General features: G+C 50.4%; 13 protein-coding genes and 1 pseudogene. 10 read left to right on the forward strand and 4 right to left on the reverse strand.

Annotated elements, in window-relative coordinates; all coding sequences use genetic code 11:
* The 5 genes and pseudogenes from AACZ40_RS21290 to AACZ40_RS21310 form a co-directional block, all read left to right on the forward strand.
* Positions 1 to 759, forward strand: a pseudogene (locus AACZ40_RS21290) (hypothetical protein); the annotation flags it as partial.
* A gap of 349 nt (positions 760 to 1,108) precedes the next feature.
* Positions 1,109 to 1,624 (forward strand): helix-turn-helix domain-containing protein, encoded by a 516-nt coding sequence (locus AACZ40_RS21295; protein WP_339675767.1) that lies wholly within the window; start codon positions 1,109 to 1,111, stop codon positions 1,622 to 1,624.
* Positions 1,617 to 2,078, forward strand: coding sequence for a helix-turn-helix domain-containing protein (locus tag AACZ40_RS21300; protein WP_291176660.1), 462 nt, complete (start codon positions 1,617 to 1,619; stop codon positions 2,076 to 2,078). The genes AACZ40_RS21295 and AACZ40_RS21300 overlap by 8 nt, the downstream gene beginning before the upstream one ends.
* The gene (locus AACZ40_RS21305) at positions 2,075 to 2,317 is read left to right on the forward strand and encodes a hypothetical protein (RefSeq protein ID WP_291176663.1); all 243 of its coding nucleotides are present in this window, start codon (positions 2,075 to 2,077) and stop codon (positions 2,315 to 2,317) included. The genes AACZ40_RS21300 and AACZ40_RS21305 overlap by 4 nt, the downstream gene beginning before the upstream one ends.
* Positions 2,318 to 2,477: 160 nt before the next feature.
* Entirely contained in the window at positions 2,478 to 3,677 is a 1,200-nt protein-coding gene (locus AACZ40_RS21310) for a site-specific integrase (RefSeq protein WP_291176665.1), read from the forward strand.
* 122 nt (positions 3,678 to 3,799) lie between these two features.
* Here the strand turns inward: AACZ40_RS21310 and AACZ40_RS21315 are convergent, their stop codons facing one another.
* Positions 3,800 to 5,167: a hypothetical protein gene (locus tag AACZ40_RS21315; RefSeq protein WP_291176668.1), complete on the reverse strand. Its 1,368-nt coding sequence runs from the start codon at positions 5,165 to 5,167 to the stop codon at positions 3,800 to 3,802.
* A 386-nt stretch (positions 5,168 to 5,553) separates the two neighbouring features.
* Between AACZ40_RS21315 and AACZ40_RS21320 the strand changes: the two genes are divergently transcribed.
* From AACZ40_RS21320 to AACZ40_RS21335, 4 genes are all read left to right on the forward strand, one after another.
* The gene (locus AACZ40_RS21320; protein ID WP_291176671.1) at positions 5,554 to 6,375 is read left to right on the forward strand and encodes a sugar phosphate isomerase/epimerase family protein; all 822 of its coding nucleotides are present in this window, start codon (positions 5,554 to 5,556) and stop codon (positions 6,373 to 6,375) included.
* A gap of 558 nt (positions 6,376 to 6,933) precedes the next feature.
* The gene (locus tag AACZ40_RS21325; protein ID WP_291176673.1) at positions 6,934 to 7,173 is read left to right on the forward strand and encodes a hypothetical protein; all 240 of its coding nucleotides are present in this window, start codon (positions 6,934 to 6,936) and stop codon (positions 7,171 to 7,173) included.
* A 1,698-nt stretch (positions 7,174 to 8,871) separates the two neighbouring features.
* Entirely contained in the window at positions 8,872 to 10,224 is a 1,353-nt protein-coding gene (gene hflX, locus AACZ40_RS21330) for a GTPase HflX (RefSeq protein ID WP_291176676.1), read from the forward strand.
* A 171-nt stretch (positions 10,225 to 10,395) separates the two neighbouring features.
* Positions 10,396 to 12,582 (forward strand): tetratricopeptide repeat protein, encoded by a 2,187-nt coding sequence (locus AACZ40_RS21335; RefSeq protein ID WP_291176679.1) that lies wholly within the window; start codon positions 10,396 to 10,398, stop codon positions 12,580 to 12,582.
* A 49-nt stretch (positions 12,583 to 12,631) separates the two neighbouring features.
* Here the strand turns inward: AACZ40_RS21335 and AACZ40_RS21340 are convergent, their stop codons facing one another.
* Both AACZ40_RS21340 and AACZ40_RS21345 read right to left on the reverse strand, forming a co-directional pair.
* Positions 12,632 to 13,579, reverse strand: a complete 948-nt coding sequence (locus AACZ40_RS21340; protein WP_291176682.1) for a ParB/RepB/Spo0J family partition protein — start codon at positions 13,577 to 13,579, stop codon at positions 12,632 to 12,634.
* A gap of 345 nt (positions 13,580 to 13,924) precedes the next feature.
* On the reverse strand, positions 13,925 to 15,685 hold the full coding sequence (locus tag AACZ40_RS21345; protein ID WP_291176685.1) for a glycosyltransferase family 39 protein: 1,761 nt from the start codon (positions 15,683 to 15,685) through the stop codon (positions 13,925 to 13,927).
* Between the two features lie 367 nt (positions 15,686 to 16,052).
* Between AACZ40_RS21345 and AACZ40_RS21350 the strand changes: the two genes are divergently transcribed.
* Positions 16,053 to 16,367, forward strand: coding sequence for a tetratricopeptide repeat protein (locus AACZ40_RS21350; protein ID WP_291176688.1), 315 nt, complete (start codon positions 16,053 to 16,055; stop codon positions 16,365 to 16,367).
* Positions 16,368 to 16,455: 88 nt separating this feature from the next.
* On the opposite strand, the gene AACZ40_RS21355 is transcribed toward AACZ40_RS21350, so the two are convergent.
* Positions 16,456 to 16,842 (reverse strand): hypothetical protein (locus AACZ40_RS21355; protein ID WP_339675774.1); only part of this gene is annotated, 387 nt, incomplete at its 5' end.

Raw genomic sequence — 16,842 nt, forward strand, 5'->3', positions numbered from 1 at the left:
CCAAAGCAGCCTGAAACAGTTGAAGCCGATCCGGTAAGCAGTCAGGAGCGTAAAAGGGAATTCGGCCCGATCTATCTAGTAGACGTTCCCAGTAATTTCGATTCTTCGTTCAGCTGGAAGGCATTACCGTCGATTTGCCAGAAGCTCAGAAACAAAGAGATTGCCAAAATAGCAGCCATTGACGGAAATCAAAGGCTCCTTAGCAGGTCGCAAGATGGAACCGTGCAAACATGGTATGCCGTTGTAGAAGCGGTCGGTGGTTTCGGTATCGTGCAAGTCAGAATTCCTACTGGCTGGAAGCCTGCAGACGAATACGACATGCCCAAACCATTCAACGTGATTGAAGGACGCAAAGAGCGTACTGAGTACCTCAAGACACTCAACTATCAGCTCGACCGGGTAACAAATAAGAAATGGCGTAAACGCGCCTATTCTGCCTTGCGGGTATTTCGTCCCGAGACCAGAGAAGACCAGCCAGAAGCAAAACCAGAGCCACAGGCAGTACCTCAGACGGTGCCTGCAGAACAGAACGGCCATACTGTAACGGTGTCGGGTGTCCTGACAACAGATAAGCCTGTGAAGCGGTTCACGTTTACCGGCGAGCTGGTGTCCGTGAGCGATCCAGCCAGCACAATTAAGGATGATCCAAAACCGGAAACGGCAGACGCGCTGTTGAAACGGCATGGACTCGAGATCCATCAGGTAGACGTTGACCAGCAGAAAAAACGGCTTGAACGTTACCTGAGCGAGATGAAGTAAGTGTGAATTCTCCCCAGTCTGGCCGGTGCTGGGCTGGGGGTTTCTTATCAATTGCAGAAAAACAGCATGATAAATCGTTTCCCGTTATGCAGAATGGAAAGTATCGGATAGTCCGACTGCTTGAACATTCATCAAATGGGAGTAGGAGAAATGAGAAATTCGGAAGAACAGTTGACTGGGACAGATGCAGAATATGGATATCGTTTTGGTTGTGAGGGACTAGTGACCCTCAAGCATGTCGCTGAATTTCTTGACATTCATGAGAACACGGTTCGCCAGTTGTGCCGAGATGGGTTTCTCCGGAAAGGGAAACGTCCATACAAGGGCGCGAAAGCAGACCAGCACAAACGTGTTGTCGTTTGTCGCCAATCTCTACTTAAATTCGTTGAACAAACTCAAGAATGACTGGGTTAAAGCAATGAGACGACCGAAACCAATCAAGCCGATTATGCCTCTTATGATGGGAGCGATTTACCGAAAGACTGATGCTCAGGATCTACTGGGAATAGGGCGAGACCTGATGACAGCTCTGAAGCGGAAAGGATTGATCGAAGTTCGTAGAATCGGCGGCAAAGACTACGTGAAATCTGACGACGTATGGAACGCAATGCAATCCGTTAATTCCATGTCCGGTAAAGAGACTCCTATGCTGACTGGCTCGGAGTCTGTTTTCACTGAAGCGGAAGCAGCGGCTTACCTGCGAATCAAACCTAGAACACTGGCAGAGGAACGTCTACGCGGGCGTATTACTCCATTCCGCATTGTTGGCAATCGCATCAGGTACACAGAAGAAATGCTAATCCGGTATCTGCAAAATCATCCACTGAATGAAAAACAATCAAGTGATGGAGGGCCGAATGAGTGAAACTAAACTTGATACAAGCGGACTGCGAAAGCTTGATCTTAATTGCATCTATCCATCCAGTGAAATAATGAGAATCACAGGAGCAGACAAAGAGGTAATGAAACTGTTGAAACGCGATGGTCTTGAATTCCGCTGGCTGGTGGGTGATCAGTGGATAAAGGCTATTGACCTCTGGAATATGATGAAACCGGTCTTTAACAAGTACGCAAAACAAAAGGCTGAGACCAGTGAATTAGACTCAACCATTGCTGACCAGCCCGGACTGGCTACATATGCTGAAGTTGCTGAGTTTCTGAAGATTGGTCAGACAACCCTCTACCACTTAGTAAAGGATGGTCAGCTTAAGGTTGTTTACATCGGAGCTCGACCACGCATCGAATGGTCAGAGCTGGAGAAGTATTTAAAGAAACAGCGGACATCATCAAAGACTGCCAGAAGGAAACCGAAAAAATGAATCATCAGAAAGAAGAACTGACAGGAGCGGACAAAAAACATGGATATGTTTTCGGGTGTGAAGGTGTGGTTGATTACAACGGTGCTTTCAAGCTTCTGGGAGTCTCCAGCAGGGACACAGTACGCAACATGGCGCGGTCAGGTCTGATCCGGCAAGGTCAGCACACAGGCAAAAGCAACGCAAAAGCGGCGTTCTGTCGTCGGTCAATTCACGAATACCTGTCGAAGATAGAAAACTAATCGGAAGCATACCCACAGAGACCATCAAAGCTAAAGGAATTGAGTTAGACAAGTCATTTCATTGAGACCTCTCAGAATCGCACAGGATGCCCTGTAACGCGATGAAACGACAGGACGACGAATACCATTCATGAAACAGACCATTTAAGGGGAAACGGCAGTGATTAACGTCTATCTATTGAAGCGAAAAGACAGCAAGTATTGGCAGATGCGATGGACTGATCCTGAATCTGGCCGGGAGAAGCGCGAAAGCACAAAGACCAATCTCAAGCGCGATGCCGAACGAGTCCAGCGAGCCACTGAAAAGGAACTAAACGAGGGAACATACTACAAGATCGTTAAAACTGAATGGCCCGCATTCCGGGAACGCTACGAAACGGAAGTCGTACCGGGCATGGCAAAGAGCACAGCCAAAATGATTTCCATTACGTTCAACCACGTAGAGAAATACATCAATCCCCAGTCGCTTAAACAGCTCAACGGGAATTCACTCAGTAAGCTGGTGAAGAAACTCCGCGAACGTGGATTGAAAGAAGTCTCAATTAAAGACTACTTGGCACATCTCCATTCGGCTCTGAACTGGGCAAAGTCGGTTAGTTTGGTCAACGTTGTGCCAGAGTTCCCGAAACTGAAACGGGTGCGATCTGAAAAGGCCATGAAAGGACGTCCTATCACTCTGGAAGAGTTTGAGCGAATGCTTGATGCAGTTCCCAAAGTCATAAAGATGACCGGCAGCAGCAAAGAGGACAAAGCCAGGGTGGTCGAATCATGGAAATTCTACTTGCGTGGTTTGTGGTTCTCTGGGTTGCGTCTGGCTGAATCACTGGAACTGTACTGGGATCGTGAGGACAAACTATCTCTTGATTTCTCTGGTAAGTATCCGATGCTGCGAATCAGGGCAGAAGCCGAAAAGGGAAACAAAGATAGATTGCTTCCAATCGTTCCCGAGTTTGCCGAGTTCCTGCAGCAAGTACCGAAAGAAGAAAGATTCGGCCCGGTGTTCAATCCACTGTCTGGGTTCGGTGATCGAAACAAACCGATTGCAATGACGATATCAAAGAAGGTTGCCAAAATCGGGAAGAAAGCGAACGTCAAAGTCAGTGACGATAAATTCGCGTCTGCCCATGATCTCAGGCGGTCTTTTGGGGAGCGCTGGGCGCAACTGATCATGCCACAGCAGCTAATGCAACTCATGAGACATGAAAGCATGGAAACGACACTCCGGTTCTACGTTGGCAGGAATGCAGAGAAAGCAGCGGAAGCCATTTATCAGGCGTTTGAGGCGCGGAATATTAACAGTTCCTTTAACAATCCGGAAAATGAACCAAAGGCCGAAACAGAGCAAAGCCACAACCCCTAACACTGTCACACCTTATGACCACAGAACCAGCCATAACAAAAAAAGGGCGGCTGATCTGTGATCAACCGCCCTCTCGCAGTTTCAATTTTCAATTACTGAAAACTCTTCTGGCGTCTCGTTGACTAGTTGCTGACACAAGTCTTCGGAGCAGGTGCCGTGCAGGTCTGCGGCTCGGGGCAGCAGGTGGGCACGGGTACCTTGCGGCAGACTTGTCTCGGCACACATCGTGTTTTGGTCACGCAAACAGTTCGTGGTACACACTTGGTTCGGGTAACATACCGTGTGCAGCAGACCTGCTCACAGGTAGTGTAAGGAACTTTGCGGGTACAGGTTTGTTGCTCATAGCTGCAGGTGGTGTAGGGAACCTTGCGGGTCCGGCATTCTGAAACCATGGTGCAAGTGGTGTAAGGAACCTGTTTGGTTACACATTCTTCTTTCCAGCAGCAGGTCGTGTAAGGAACCTTGCGGGTTCGGCATTCACGCACCATGGTGCAGGTGGTATAAGGAACCTTCTTGGTTCGTGTTTCGCACTCATAACGAACGCAGGTGTACGGTACCTTCTTGGTAATCGTGCAGGGAACTCGCTCACATACTGTGTAAGGAACCCGGTCATGCTTTACTTCGCGTTCGTAAGTTGTGCAGCAGACTTTGCGGGTGACCGTCTTGGGGCACCAGACTCGTCTGCAGATTGTTGTGCCGGGGCACTGTACTTTGACTGTTTTGCAGCAACCGGGCTTGTAAATCGGGCAGCAGGAGCTGCAATCGTATTCCCAGGTTCCTGGTTCACAGACACATTTATCAACAACTGGTCCCGGGCAATGCTCGGTGACTGTTTTCCATTCACCACAGCAGACTTCTACATCATGCCAGGTATGAACGGGTTTGCAGACAGTACGACAGACATCCCGGTAACAGGTTTTGTAATTTGTTTTGTAGATCGTGCAGCACACATCACGGTAGTGTGTTTCACAGATCGGACGGCGAACGTTGTAGCAGACATCCCGGTAGCAGGTGTTATAAACCGGCTTGCAGACTGAGTAGCAGACATCTTTGTAGCAGGTGTTATACACCGGGCGACGACGTTTGCAGGTGACAGTTTTATAGCAGGTTTTGTAAACAGGACGGCATACATTGTAGCAGACCTCTCGGTAACAGGTCTGATACACGGGTTTGCAGACCGTGTAACATTCATCACGGTAGCAGGTCTTGTACACATTCTTTGTATATTGTACGGGGACTTTTTCACAGACAGTATCGTAAACTGTCTTCTGGCAGGTGTAGTTCTGCTTTTCCCATACGGTTTCAACTACGGTTTTATAGCAGGTACTAGAGCACTCTTTGGCAGCACAGTAATCGCCACAAGAAGTACATGCCTCTGTGGGACAACACTTGTATCTACCTGCTCCCAGGTAACCTGCCTGGGCTTGTTCCCCAAAGCAGGCCATAATCATCGCGGCCGCCAGAAGGGGAATCCAGGTTGCATTCTTCATCGGTCTATTCCTCTACATGAGTTATTCAGCATACAAAATTGAAAACTGGAAACAGTTAGAATCTACTTCGTCATCAAACTTGGCACTGCTTGACCGATACCCCCATTTCTCCACAGCTTACCACTCAACCCGTTCTCCAGAGTCACCACAAACCATTCGACCACTACAATCGATACACGACAGACGCCAGGCAGCTTGATACCCGGGTTCTCCTTCAACGGTCGTGACTGTTGTGCCGATAGGAATGATGTAAGTAGTTCACTGGGAATCTCCAAAAGCTGCCGGAAGATTTGCGGCTCAGACTCGATCAACGAATGCCTGCCTGTTATCCTCAAATGTCTCAAGGAACCTCTAATCTGTGTTCAATAGTAAAGTGAGACATTTAAATGAAGTTTGGCATTTGTCAGGAATTGTTTGTTGACTGGGACTGGGAAAAACAATGTGATCTTATCGCTGAGATCGGTTATAAGGGGATCGAACTGGCACCGTTTGCGTTCGCCGAGCGTCCCTCTGATATTTCTGCAGAACAGCGGGCAAGCCTGAGAAAAACGGCAGAAGACCGCGGGCTGCAAATCTTTGGCCTGCACTGGCTTCTGGCAAAAACAGAAGGCTTGCATCTGACCACTTCCGATGCCGCTGTCCGGAAAAAAACTGCGGAATACCTGGTTGAACTGGGTGAACTGTGTGCCGATCTGGGAGGCGATTTAATGGTCTTCGGCTCACCTTTCCAGCGGAACATTGAAGAAGGTATGTCGCGCGACCAGGCTTATGCAAATGCTGCAGAAGTTTTCCGGAACTGTCTGCCTGCCATTGGTGAACGTGGCGTGCGAATCTGCATGGAACCGTTAACCACCAAAGAAACCGATTTTGTAAATACCTGCGCCGAGGCGCTGGAACTGATCGACATGGTGGGAGCCGACAATTTTGTATTGCACCAGGATGTCAAAGCGATGCTCGGCGCGGAAACAGAATCGATCCCGGAACTCATTCATAAATACGACAGACGAACCGGTCACTTCCATGTAAATGATTCCAACCTCCTGGGACCTGGTATGGGTGAGACCGACTACCATCCGATCTTGAAAGCGCTCAAAGAAAGTCGGTACGACGGATGGATCTCGGTGGAAGTTTTTGACTATGAACCGGGCAGTGAATTTATCGCGCGCGAAAGTTTTCGTTATCTGAAAGAGGTCTGGGAAAGCGTCTGAACGACTCAAAACAAGCGATCAAGCAAAAATATTTTTGAAAACATCAAAATAATTCTACCCACTTTTTACTCTGGTTTTGAATTGCAGGTCGCCTGTTTTCTGAGAGCATCAATTACAGAGAACTACGCTAACGTAAAAACAGAAAGATCGATTTTATCCTATTTTTGTAGGGTGAAATCGATCTCTTCTTTTGTACCTTGCAAACAAAACACTGTTATCAAAACAGCATCTATTTACATTTTCTAATTTAAACACGTTTGACGAGTGGCTTTACAACGAACAGAAAACGTGCTTTTCATATGAGAATTGGCTTGCAGAATTTTTCGAAATATTTACGATGATGGCCATTAAATAGATGTAAGTCCTTAGTGCGTAATGAGTGTCAATTAAAAATTCATTTTGGTTGAAAAAACACTCATTCTCAACAGGGACAAACATCGGAGTTTGTCAAGGTTGACAGACTTCAAATTCTTATTCGTTGTGGCAGACCTTTGCCGACTTATAGCCCGGAGCCAGCGGCAAGGCAGCCCTCGTTTAACTCTCAAAGGAGGATTTGCGGTGGCAAAGAAAAAGGCAAAGAAAGCAGCACCTAAAAAGGCAGCACCAAAGAAAGCTGCTCCCAAGAAGAAAGCAGCCCCAAAGAAGAAAGCAGTGAAGAAGAAAGCTGCTCCAAAGAAAAAGGCTGCTCCTAAAAAAGCTGCTAAGAAAGCCGCCCCAAAGAAAAAGGCAGCTGCAAAGAAAAAAGCAGTTAAAAAGAAAGCTGCTCCAAAGAAAAAAGCCGCTAAAAAGAAATCGTAAAATTTCTGTTAGCAGCAGGAAACAACAAGCCATAACGAGTAAGAAGCGATCGTTTTTTTCGATCGCTTCTTCTATTTAATGACAGACTACTCCAGCAGACGTAAGTCCCAAACAACGTCGCCCTAACACAGGGTGTTCTTTTGTGCATTTCTGTTTTTCTTATGCTAATACCCTGCCTTGATTTAACGCCCAGGTCAAATCCGCATTGATTCCTGATTCTGATCTCACGAAAAATAAACTTACCGAGAACCATTTCAGCTCAGAACGGATCGTGAATTCAACACCAAAACTGTAACACACCTGGTTCAACAGGCAGCAAACTACTTTGTGACTTGCACCGCGAATTTCTTATCAAAAGCCTCTCAGTCAGCTGTCTCTGAAAAAGTGAAACAGCAGTGAAGCGAATCAATATTGCTCTCGCAGCTACTATAATGAAACCGCCTGATGCTCACATTTCATGATGCGTTCAGAACGTAACTGAGCGGTCTGACCAAGCGTGACTGGTACACCGGAATGAAGCCTCTCGGTTTGATCTGAATGATCTTGAACCAACTGAAAAGACGCCACCACTCATTCAGCAGGATCAGACCGGAGAAGAGAAAATTCCCACGCCCTGCCAATATGCATTAGAAGATGTCTGACAGAAACGAGAGCCGAACGAATTCACTCTGAATAAACATACTAAGTCAGCTCGAACCGCGCACACATTCACTGCGACTTTAACAATCCATCTTCGCTGCAGATCTATCTGCCCAGACAACCGGGCACTCCCTCTTCGATTATCATTCTTCTAACACACATTCCTGGTTCTGATTTCCTGCTGTTGAATCATGAGGGAGGCGAACTACTCCCCTTCCGGAAGATGATTCCGAACGACATCAGATCGATCGCATCTGCGAAGAATTTCTCAATGCTGGCTGCACCCATCAGTTCACATCGGCAACTAAACCCTCAGGTAATTCGGTGTAGATATTTTCTTTGAAAGATGTGAACCGTAACGAAGTCGACACATCAGTGACTTTGTTAAAAGAACTCGTGAACTCAGAGACTTGAACGGGAGACCGCATCAAGTCGCGACCATTTCAGAACCGGCCTGCTACAGTTGCCGAACTATGTGGGATGATGGGGCAAAAGATTGAAGAGACTTTTCTGTTGTGAGTTCCCTGGAGCGGCCGCATACGGATCGCCCGTTCGTGTTGACGTTCACAATCCTGACACCGCCATGTAGGCTACCGGCTCAATTCGTTTCACCGATCGCCATCGCAATGAAATTCCCGTCGGATTCTCCAGCTACGGTTTCCCCTGCAAACATCGTTTTGGATGCAGATGAGTCACTCCCAGACCGTCGTTCGGAATGAAATTTCTCTTTTGATTTGCTGGCCACAGATAGTCTTTCTCGTGGGTATCGTGTTTCAAAGTGAGACCCTGCAACTCAAAAGTATCGGGAATCCTGGCCGCGCGCTGATGAACTCGACCTCGTCTTAATGAAAATGAAACATCGGTATCATTTTATGGTTTAAGATGCTCGGTTTCCGGTTGTCAATGGAATTCTGAACTTCCAGACAGGAAATGGTGTCAGTGGGAGATAAATAGCCTATTCTCTCAGGAACAACCTGTTAAAATAGAGAGTAGGAGGCAGGCCTTCTGTTGGGCCACACATAACACTCCTTTTTTAATATTAGATAAGGTGACAGCTCCTTGGCGGATCCGAAACGAGAAGAATTACAAGTCAAAGCTAAACGAGCCATTCTGGTTTCCGTTGTTTCCCCTTCCAATCACATCGATAAAGATCAGGCACTCGACGAATTGAAAGGTCTCGTGGAAACGGCGGGTGTGAAGGTAGTGGGCAGTCTGGTGCAGAACCGGGAAAATCCCCATCCAGCCACCTGCCTGGGAAAAGGGAAACTGGACGAACTCAAACAGATGGTGAAGCACGTCGATGCGGAACTCATCATTTTTGATAACAATCTTTCTCCGTCTCAGGGTAGGAATATCGAAGAAGAAACTGGCACCGTCATTGTTGACCGCAGTGAACTGATTCTGGATATTTTCGCGACACATGCTAAAACCTATGAAGCCAAACTGCAGGTCGAGTTGGCACAGTTGCTTTATTTCCGTCCCCGCCTGAAGCGCTTGTGGACCCACTTGGAACGTATTGAAGGGGGTGTTGGCGCGGGCCGTGGGCCTGGGGAAAAGCAGTTGGAAACTGACCGTCGTCTGTTAGACAAACGCGTTGCCGAACTCAAACGCAAGCTTTCAGAAGTAGAACGCCGCCGGGAACGGACCGTCTCCAATCGGTATCAGCAGTTGACCGTTTCGCTGGTGGGATATACCAACGCTGGTAAAAGCACACTGATGAATGCACTCACCGGCGCGGACGTCTATATCGCCGACCAGTTGTTCGCCACACTTGATACTCGCACACGCCGCTGGGAACTCCCGCACTGGGGTGAAATATTATTGAGCGACACCGTCGGGTTTGTACGCGATCTGCCGCACCACCTGGTGGCTTCATTTAAATCCACACTGGAAGAAGCGCGACAGGCAGACCTGTTACTGCACGTTGTTGACAGCAGCAATCCTGAAGTCGAGCATCATATCAAAACCGTCAACAAGGTTCTGAATGACATCGGAATCGACTTTAAGAATGCCATCCTGGTTTTCAACAAAACAGACAAAGTAGAAGACCGGTCGAAGCTGGATGTACTACGCCTGAAATATGACAACGCGATCAGCGTGAGTGCCGTCTCCGGCGAAGGACTCGATCGACTTTCCCAGGCCGTCATCGATCGGCTGGCTTCCGGTTATGTCATCGTGGAAATGGAAACGCCAGTAGGTAATGGTAAGCTGCTCTCGCAACTCGAAGAGCATTCTCTGATCCTGTCTCGTGAGTATTCTCATGACGATACCCGGGTAACCTATCAGGCCCGCATCGCCAGACGATTCCTGCCGATGCTGAAAACCGGCCCTGATACGGAACTCAAAATTCATGATGACCAGCCGCCTGTTCCCGGAGATTTAATTCCGGAAGAAAGCGTCAACAAATACTGAGCCCGGTTCCCGACCCGGCTCACTTTCCCCTGCCGGCAAAATTGTGTATTACTGATCCATACAGAAACGTTCTCTTGACTGAATGGAGAGATGACCGCATCTTTCGGAAACTGACACTCCGGAAGGGTATCCACCCGACTTCCCGAGATAGACTGACAAAGCACCAGCCCGATGAAGAAACGATGGATCTACGGCATCATTATCTTTTTGAGTTTCACTACGATCGGCCTGGCAATCGACTGGTGGTCGGCTTTGCCTGAAGGCGAACAGGCCACGTATGTCGGTCGTCAAACCTGCTTTCAGTGCCATCAGAAAGAAGCAGCTGAGTGGAAGGGCTCGGATCATGACCTGGCCATGAACCCGGCGACTCCCGAGTTTGTGCTCGGCGATTTCGATAATACCGAACTCGAGCACTTCGGCATCACGTCCAGCATGACTCGCGAAGGAGACAAGTACTATGTCACCACGCAGGGTCCGGATGGCAAACGGACGCGATTTGAGGTCAAGTACGTGATCGGAGTACGGCCGCTTCAACAGTACCTGGCAGAACTCGCACGGGGCAGAATCCAGGTGCTCCCGGTTACCTGGGACACAGAAATGAAACGCTGGTACTATGTCAGTCCCGACGAACCGTTTGGCCCTGATGACCCGCTGCACTGGACCGGATCGGCCCAGAACTGGAATCACATGTGCGCGGAATGCCATACCACGAACTGGGCGAAAAATTATGATGTCGCCAGCGATGCTCACAACTTCTCATTTTCCGAGATGCGCGTGAGCTGCGAAGCCTGCCATGGACCAGGTTCGATTCACGTGGAACTGGCCAACTCGCATTCCCTGTTCTGGGATCGTCGTTATGGATATGGTCTGGCAAAACTGAAAGGGAAAGACGCTACCGCGCAACTGGAGAGTTGTGCTCCCTGTCACTCGCATCGTCGGCATGTCTCGCCCGGTCATACTCCCCTCGACCGTTTCCATGATCACTATGCCCTCTCGCTGCTGGATGATCACCTCTATCACCCCGATGGGCAAATCGATGAAGAGGTCTACGTCTTCGGTTCCTTCACCCAGAGCAAGATGTATCGCAAGGGTGTGCGCTGCACCGACTGCCATAACCCTCATTCGCTGAAGCTCAAGTTTGAAGGAAACAAACTTTGTACCCAGTGTCACCTGGAAGCCAAGTATGATGTTCCCAGCCATCATTTTCATAAGATGGGCACTAAAGGAGCCGCCTGCGTCGAATGCCACATGCCGTCCAAAACTTATATGGGGGTTGACCCGCGACGTGACCACAGCCTGCGGATCCCCCGCCCTGACCTGACGGTGAAACTGGGAACTCCCAATGCCTGTAATCAGTGTCACACCAAACCGGAAGAGAACTCCGAGTGGGCAGCACAAAAAGTAGAGGAATGGTACGGCCCGAAGCGACGGGACGATCCCCATTACGGCGAGATCCTGGCTGCCGGACGTGCAGGAAAACGGGACGCCGAACAGTCGCTCATCAAACTGACACGGGAAAAAGAAGTCGGCCCGATTGTCCGTGCCACCGCAGTCTCCTTACTGGCGACCCGCTACAACACCCCCGAAAGCCGTGAGGTCGTCGAACGGGCTTTGAAGTCGAAAGAAGAACTGGTCCGCCGGGCAGCGCTCCAGGGATTTGAAGGTTGGGCTCCCAGCTCAGAACAGGAAGCCAGCCGGATCGGCAAACTGCTGGCGGAAGGATTGACAGACTCTTCGCGCGGCGTGCGTACCGAAGTCGCCCGCATCCTTGCTGGCCTGCCAATCATGCCGGATACCAGCCAGAACAAGAAAGCGCTGACAAAGGCACTGGATGAATATAAGGCCGGCTTACTCGCAGACAGCGATCAGTCCGGATCCCACATGAGCCTGGGGATGCTCTATGCACAGCAGGGGGACCTGAAGAAAGCGGAAGCGGAATTACGGACCGCCATCAAGCTCGCGCCTTCCGCCGCAGGTCCACGTTCCAACCTGGCGCAACTACTGGAGCAACAGGGCAGAGATGAGGAAGTCAAACAGTTACGGACCAAAGAAGCAGAATTGCTGGCGCGAGATGCGAAATTGCTGCCAGAAAATGCCATGCTGCAATACCGGCTGGGTCTGCTCTATTACCTGCTCGGGCGGGAAGACGAAGCAGTCACTGCACTGAAGAAAGCCTGTGAACTGGAACCGCAGTCTGCAGATTTCCGCCTGATGCTGACTCTGCTCTATGAGAAACAGCAGAAGTGGAAGCTGGCCTGGGAATCAGCGGCAGCCCTGGTCCGACTCCAGCCGAACAACCAGCAGTTCCGTCAGATCTATTTGAACATGCACCAAAAAGCAAACCCGGAAAGCAACTGACTGCATTCCGGGTCTGTGTCTCATTGTGATTCACTGTCTGGCCGATCTGTCAGGCAGACTTCCTGAGTACGCCGGTAATCCGCTCGAAGGTCTCATTGGAATCAAAGGGAATCAGAATCTGTCCCGAATGATCGGTCTTGAGTTTGATCTCCACCTGGGCTCCCAGAATCTCCCGCAACTGCTGCTGCAGGTCAACCAGATGATTGGTCATCTGGGGAGCCGCTGCCGGCTGCTTCGTATTCTCGAAAGGGACCGTCTCGACATCGCCTTTGAGGATCTTTCGCACCTCCGCTTCGGTCTTGCGAACCGAGAGCGACTCTGACTGGATCTGCTCGCAGAGTGCCACCTGCTTTTCGTTATCCAGGCTGAGCAACGTTCGCGCGTGGCCAGCGGAGATTTTTTCCGCCTGCAGCGCCTGCTTGACAGGTTCGGCCAGATCGAGCAGACGGATCATATTATTGACGGTCGAACGATCCAGGCTCAGGCGCTGTGCCAGTTGCTCGATCGTACTGTCGAATTGAGACAGATAGTTCTTGAAGGCCTGTGCCTTTTCCAGCACATTCAGATCTTTGCGTTTGAGGTTCTCCTCGATCGCAACTTCGCAGACCTGTCGCTCTTCCAGATGCAGCACACGGCAGGGAACTGTTTTCAAACCGGCTTCGCGGGCTGCCTTCAGACGACGCTCGCCGGCAATCAGCTGGTATGCCCCTTCAAAAGGTCGGACGAGTAACGGCTGCAGCACGCCATGCTGACGGATACTGCCTTCGAGTTCTTTGAGCGAATCGGCTGCAAAATCCTGCCGAGGCTGGTAGGGATTGCGCTCAATCAGATCAACGTCGATCTGATCCTGTTCGGCGGGAACGAAGACACTCTGTTCCTCCGATGACGGATTGTCCCCCTGCTGATCTGAATCGGAGTCGCCGCCTCGACCGAGCAAAGCGTTCAAGCCGCGCCCTAATCTGCGACGGGGTACACCGGGAGTTTCTGTGGGATCCATTTGAGGATCTTCTGGATTCTGATTTTGATCTTGATTTTGATCTTCCATGACCTTCTTCTCTTATAATTAAACTGCCTGAAAATAACGGAGAGTAACACAAGGCGCGGGATTCTATTTCGAATCCTGAAATGAAGCAAGAGGGCTTTCGATTTTGGAATGAGCGACTTATCTCTGATGGGCGTTTCACGTGGAACACCTAACTTGCCAGGATTACTCGGCACGTCACAGATGCAAGGAGTCAGAGCCTCTATCAGTTCTGGGACGCCTCACAACACGCAACTCACCAGAAGCAATATTGATTTATCTGAAACGGGTGTTTCACGTGGAACGCCCGACTTGCCAGAACTATCGTGCGCGATACAGCAGGACCGGTTCCGTTTTCGATACATCACCTGGCGAAGCTTGATTTAATCTGACCAGCAGACTGGGGGAGTAGTCGTAAGAATGAACCAGTTCAAAACGGTCTCTCACCGGGGCGAACTGTTTCTGAAAGTTCGGGTCTGCTGCCGCATGGGGGCCGACGATCAGGTAGGCGGGATTCTGTGCTGTGATGGAATTCAGAAATTCCAGATCAGCCACCGGACCAGTCAAGGGGTGCCCCTGGGCTTTCAGATAATAAAACAGAGCAGGCTCAGCGTAGGTATAGAGAATGGCTTCCTCGCTTCTGATATCTGATTCGGAGCGGAGGTCAGCGAGAATGTTTTGCGCTATCGCCTCCAGGTCGTCGCGTGATTGCCAGGCAACCAGAGTCCATGGTTTGAATGAAACCACCAGCAGCACAACTACCACCACGACACCCACTGCGGGTGTCGTGCGGATCGGCGTCTGATCTTCGCGGGAGGTTGAATGCAACATCTCAAACAGCGATCCACCTGCCCGCTGTTCCCACCAGCCAGCGCAGGCAGCAGTGCCCAGCCAGGCCGCCATGGTCCAGGGAATCGTCAACCGGGGATAGGGATAATAGAGCGGCGTCGCCAGCAGCAGACCACAGAACCAGGCCGCCAGCAACCAGGCAGCCAGTTCACGATTCAATTCGGTCTCCGGCACCTGGATCTGATCTGTGGAAAGCGGAATCCGAAAACTCCCTGCAGGGAAAAACAGCTGCAGCACAATCCCGATACTCGCCAGCAGTCCGAGCACGGGACTGATCCCTGCAAACGCAGCCAGCAATACAGGCGAGGCAGCCAGCAGACCAGACAGAATCAGGTTCCACGTGGAACCCGGATTTGAACTGCCGGGGGCGTCAGAATTCAAAGGTTGGGATCTTGCGATTCTGCGTAGTATCGACAACAGACAAAGTACCAGGCAGACCACTCCCAGACTGATGAAACCGGCCGTGCCTTCCAGCAGTCGATGGTTCTCCCATTGACGCCAGAAGGAATCGAACCAGCCTGAGAACCCAACAACATAGCGGCTGTGATTGGCGGCGACGACGGAATATCCGCCCGACTTCTGCAGCCCGATCAGAACCGGAGACCAGACCAGAAATGAGACTACAACGATGACCAGCCAGCGGAGCAACTTTCCGGTGGGCTGCTGAATCTGACGTCGACGTAACAGAAGCCAAGGAATCAAACCGGACAGACTCACTACCAGAGGAAGCCAGCCATTGTATTTGATTGACCACCCTGCCCCTGTTGCAAGGCCCGCCAGCAGGGGCCATTTCCAGTTAGCAGAGAGGAAGCTTTTCCAGGCCAGGTAGACCGCCAGCAGAAGACAGAAACCAAGTCCCACATCGGTGAGTGCCACCCGGCTGTAAAGCAGATGCAGGTCGCTCAGACTGGCCAACGTCAGAGCCACCAGTCCCGCGGCTGGACCAAACCATTCACGGGCTACCCACCAGATCAACAGAACCGTAAGCATTCCAAACAGCAGTGAAGGTAGAAACACTCCCAGGGGTCCGCTGCCCAAAAAGATCATCGACCACTCGATCAGGAACGGGAAGAGAGGCGGTGCATAATAAAAGCGTCCCGGGTACTCGCCTCCCTGCTCTGCATAAAACCACAAGTTCGATGCATAGACCCCTTCATCAAAATGCTCGATCCCGGAATCGGATAGAAACAGAATCCTCAACAGGCAGCCTGACAGCAGGAGCAAGGCAACCACGATCTTTTCTGATTTTGGGAGGGGTGTTGTTATACGATCTGTCTGCTTGAGTCGCGCCACGTCCTGCTTTCAATAATCATGTCGATATAGGTTTGAATTCAAGTTATTAAATTCTACAGGAACCGCGGCCCTGTGCCTATCAATTCCACCGATTCGTGAATTATCATAGACAGCACGGTCGCAGCAGCCTGTAACTGCGAATCTGAGACAGGACGAAATATCGAAAACACAAATTGGGATTCCATGCGGCCTGCCTATAATCCAGTGAGTGATATTATCGAATATTGGCCCGGAAGACAGCCTTGTCTGACTGGGATCTGCAAACGTCAACAGAACATTTTGGTATCAGAAGAGAGAGATAATTTCGATGAGTACTCCAGCAAGCGTGTATGATGAAGCAGTCAAAATCTACGAAGGTGGGGATATTGAAAAAGCTGTCGAGAAGCTGAACGAAGTTCTGGCGATGGATGAAAACTACACACTCGCGCATTCTGCGATTGCCGTGTACTACCAGAAGCTCGGCAAGTTTGATGAGGCAATTGCACACGCCACGAAAGTGACCGAACTGGAACCAGACGACCATTTCTCGTATCTGCAGCTGTCAGTGATCTGCCAGCGCTGTGGACGCATTCAGGAAGCCGAAGACGCTCTGGCAAAAGCACACTCAATGGGACAGCGATAATAGACTGTCCGCATCGGATCTGATCAACACAAAAGCCCTCACCCGAAACTCGAGTGAGGGCTTTTTTTGATGACCACTCGCCGCAGGATCACTCGTCGGTGATCACACGAAACGGTGACTCAGCTGCATCCTGAAACGGTGACGGGGCGGCAGGCTGGCTTTCGCGAGTTTCCTCGAAGGGATTCTCAACTTCTGCAGAAACCGTTGCAGACTGCTGTTGAATGATGGCTGGCTTATCATCGAATGAAATTCGCGCCGGCTCTGCGGGCGTCAATTGCGAACGGGAGACAGCTTGCCTCACAGGAGTAGTGTTTTCGAGCTGTGCAATTTTCAAAGAGGAGGTCGTATTAAAAGTGCGACCATCGGGGGACGTCATGCGAACCACCAGAGTCAGTTCTGAATTGCGGGGCGTGGTTTGCCAGGGAAGTTCAAAGCGGAACCCGGAACCGGCAAAGCCGGAGTACCAGTGGGAGCG

The organism is uncultured Gimesia sp. (genome assembly GCF_963972345.1).
GTDB lineage: Bacteria > Planctomycetota > Planctomycetia > Planctomycetales > Planctomycetaceae > Gimesia.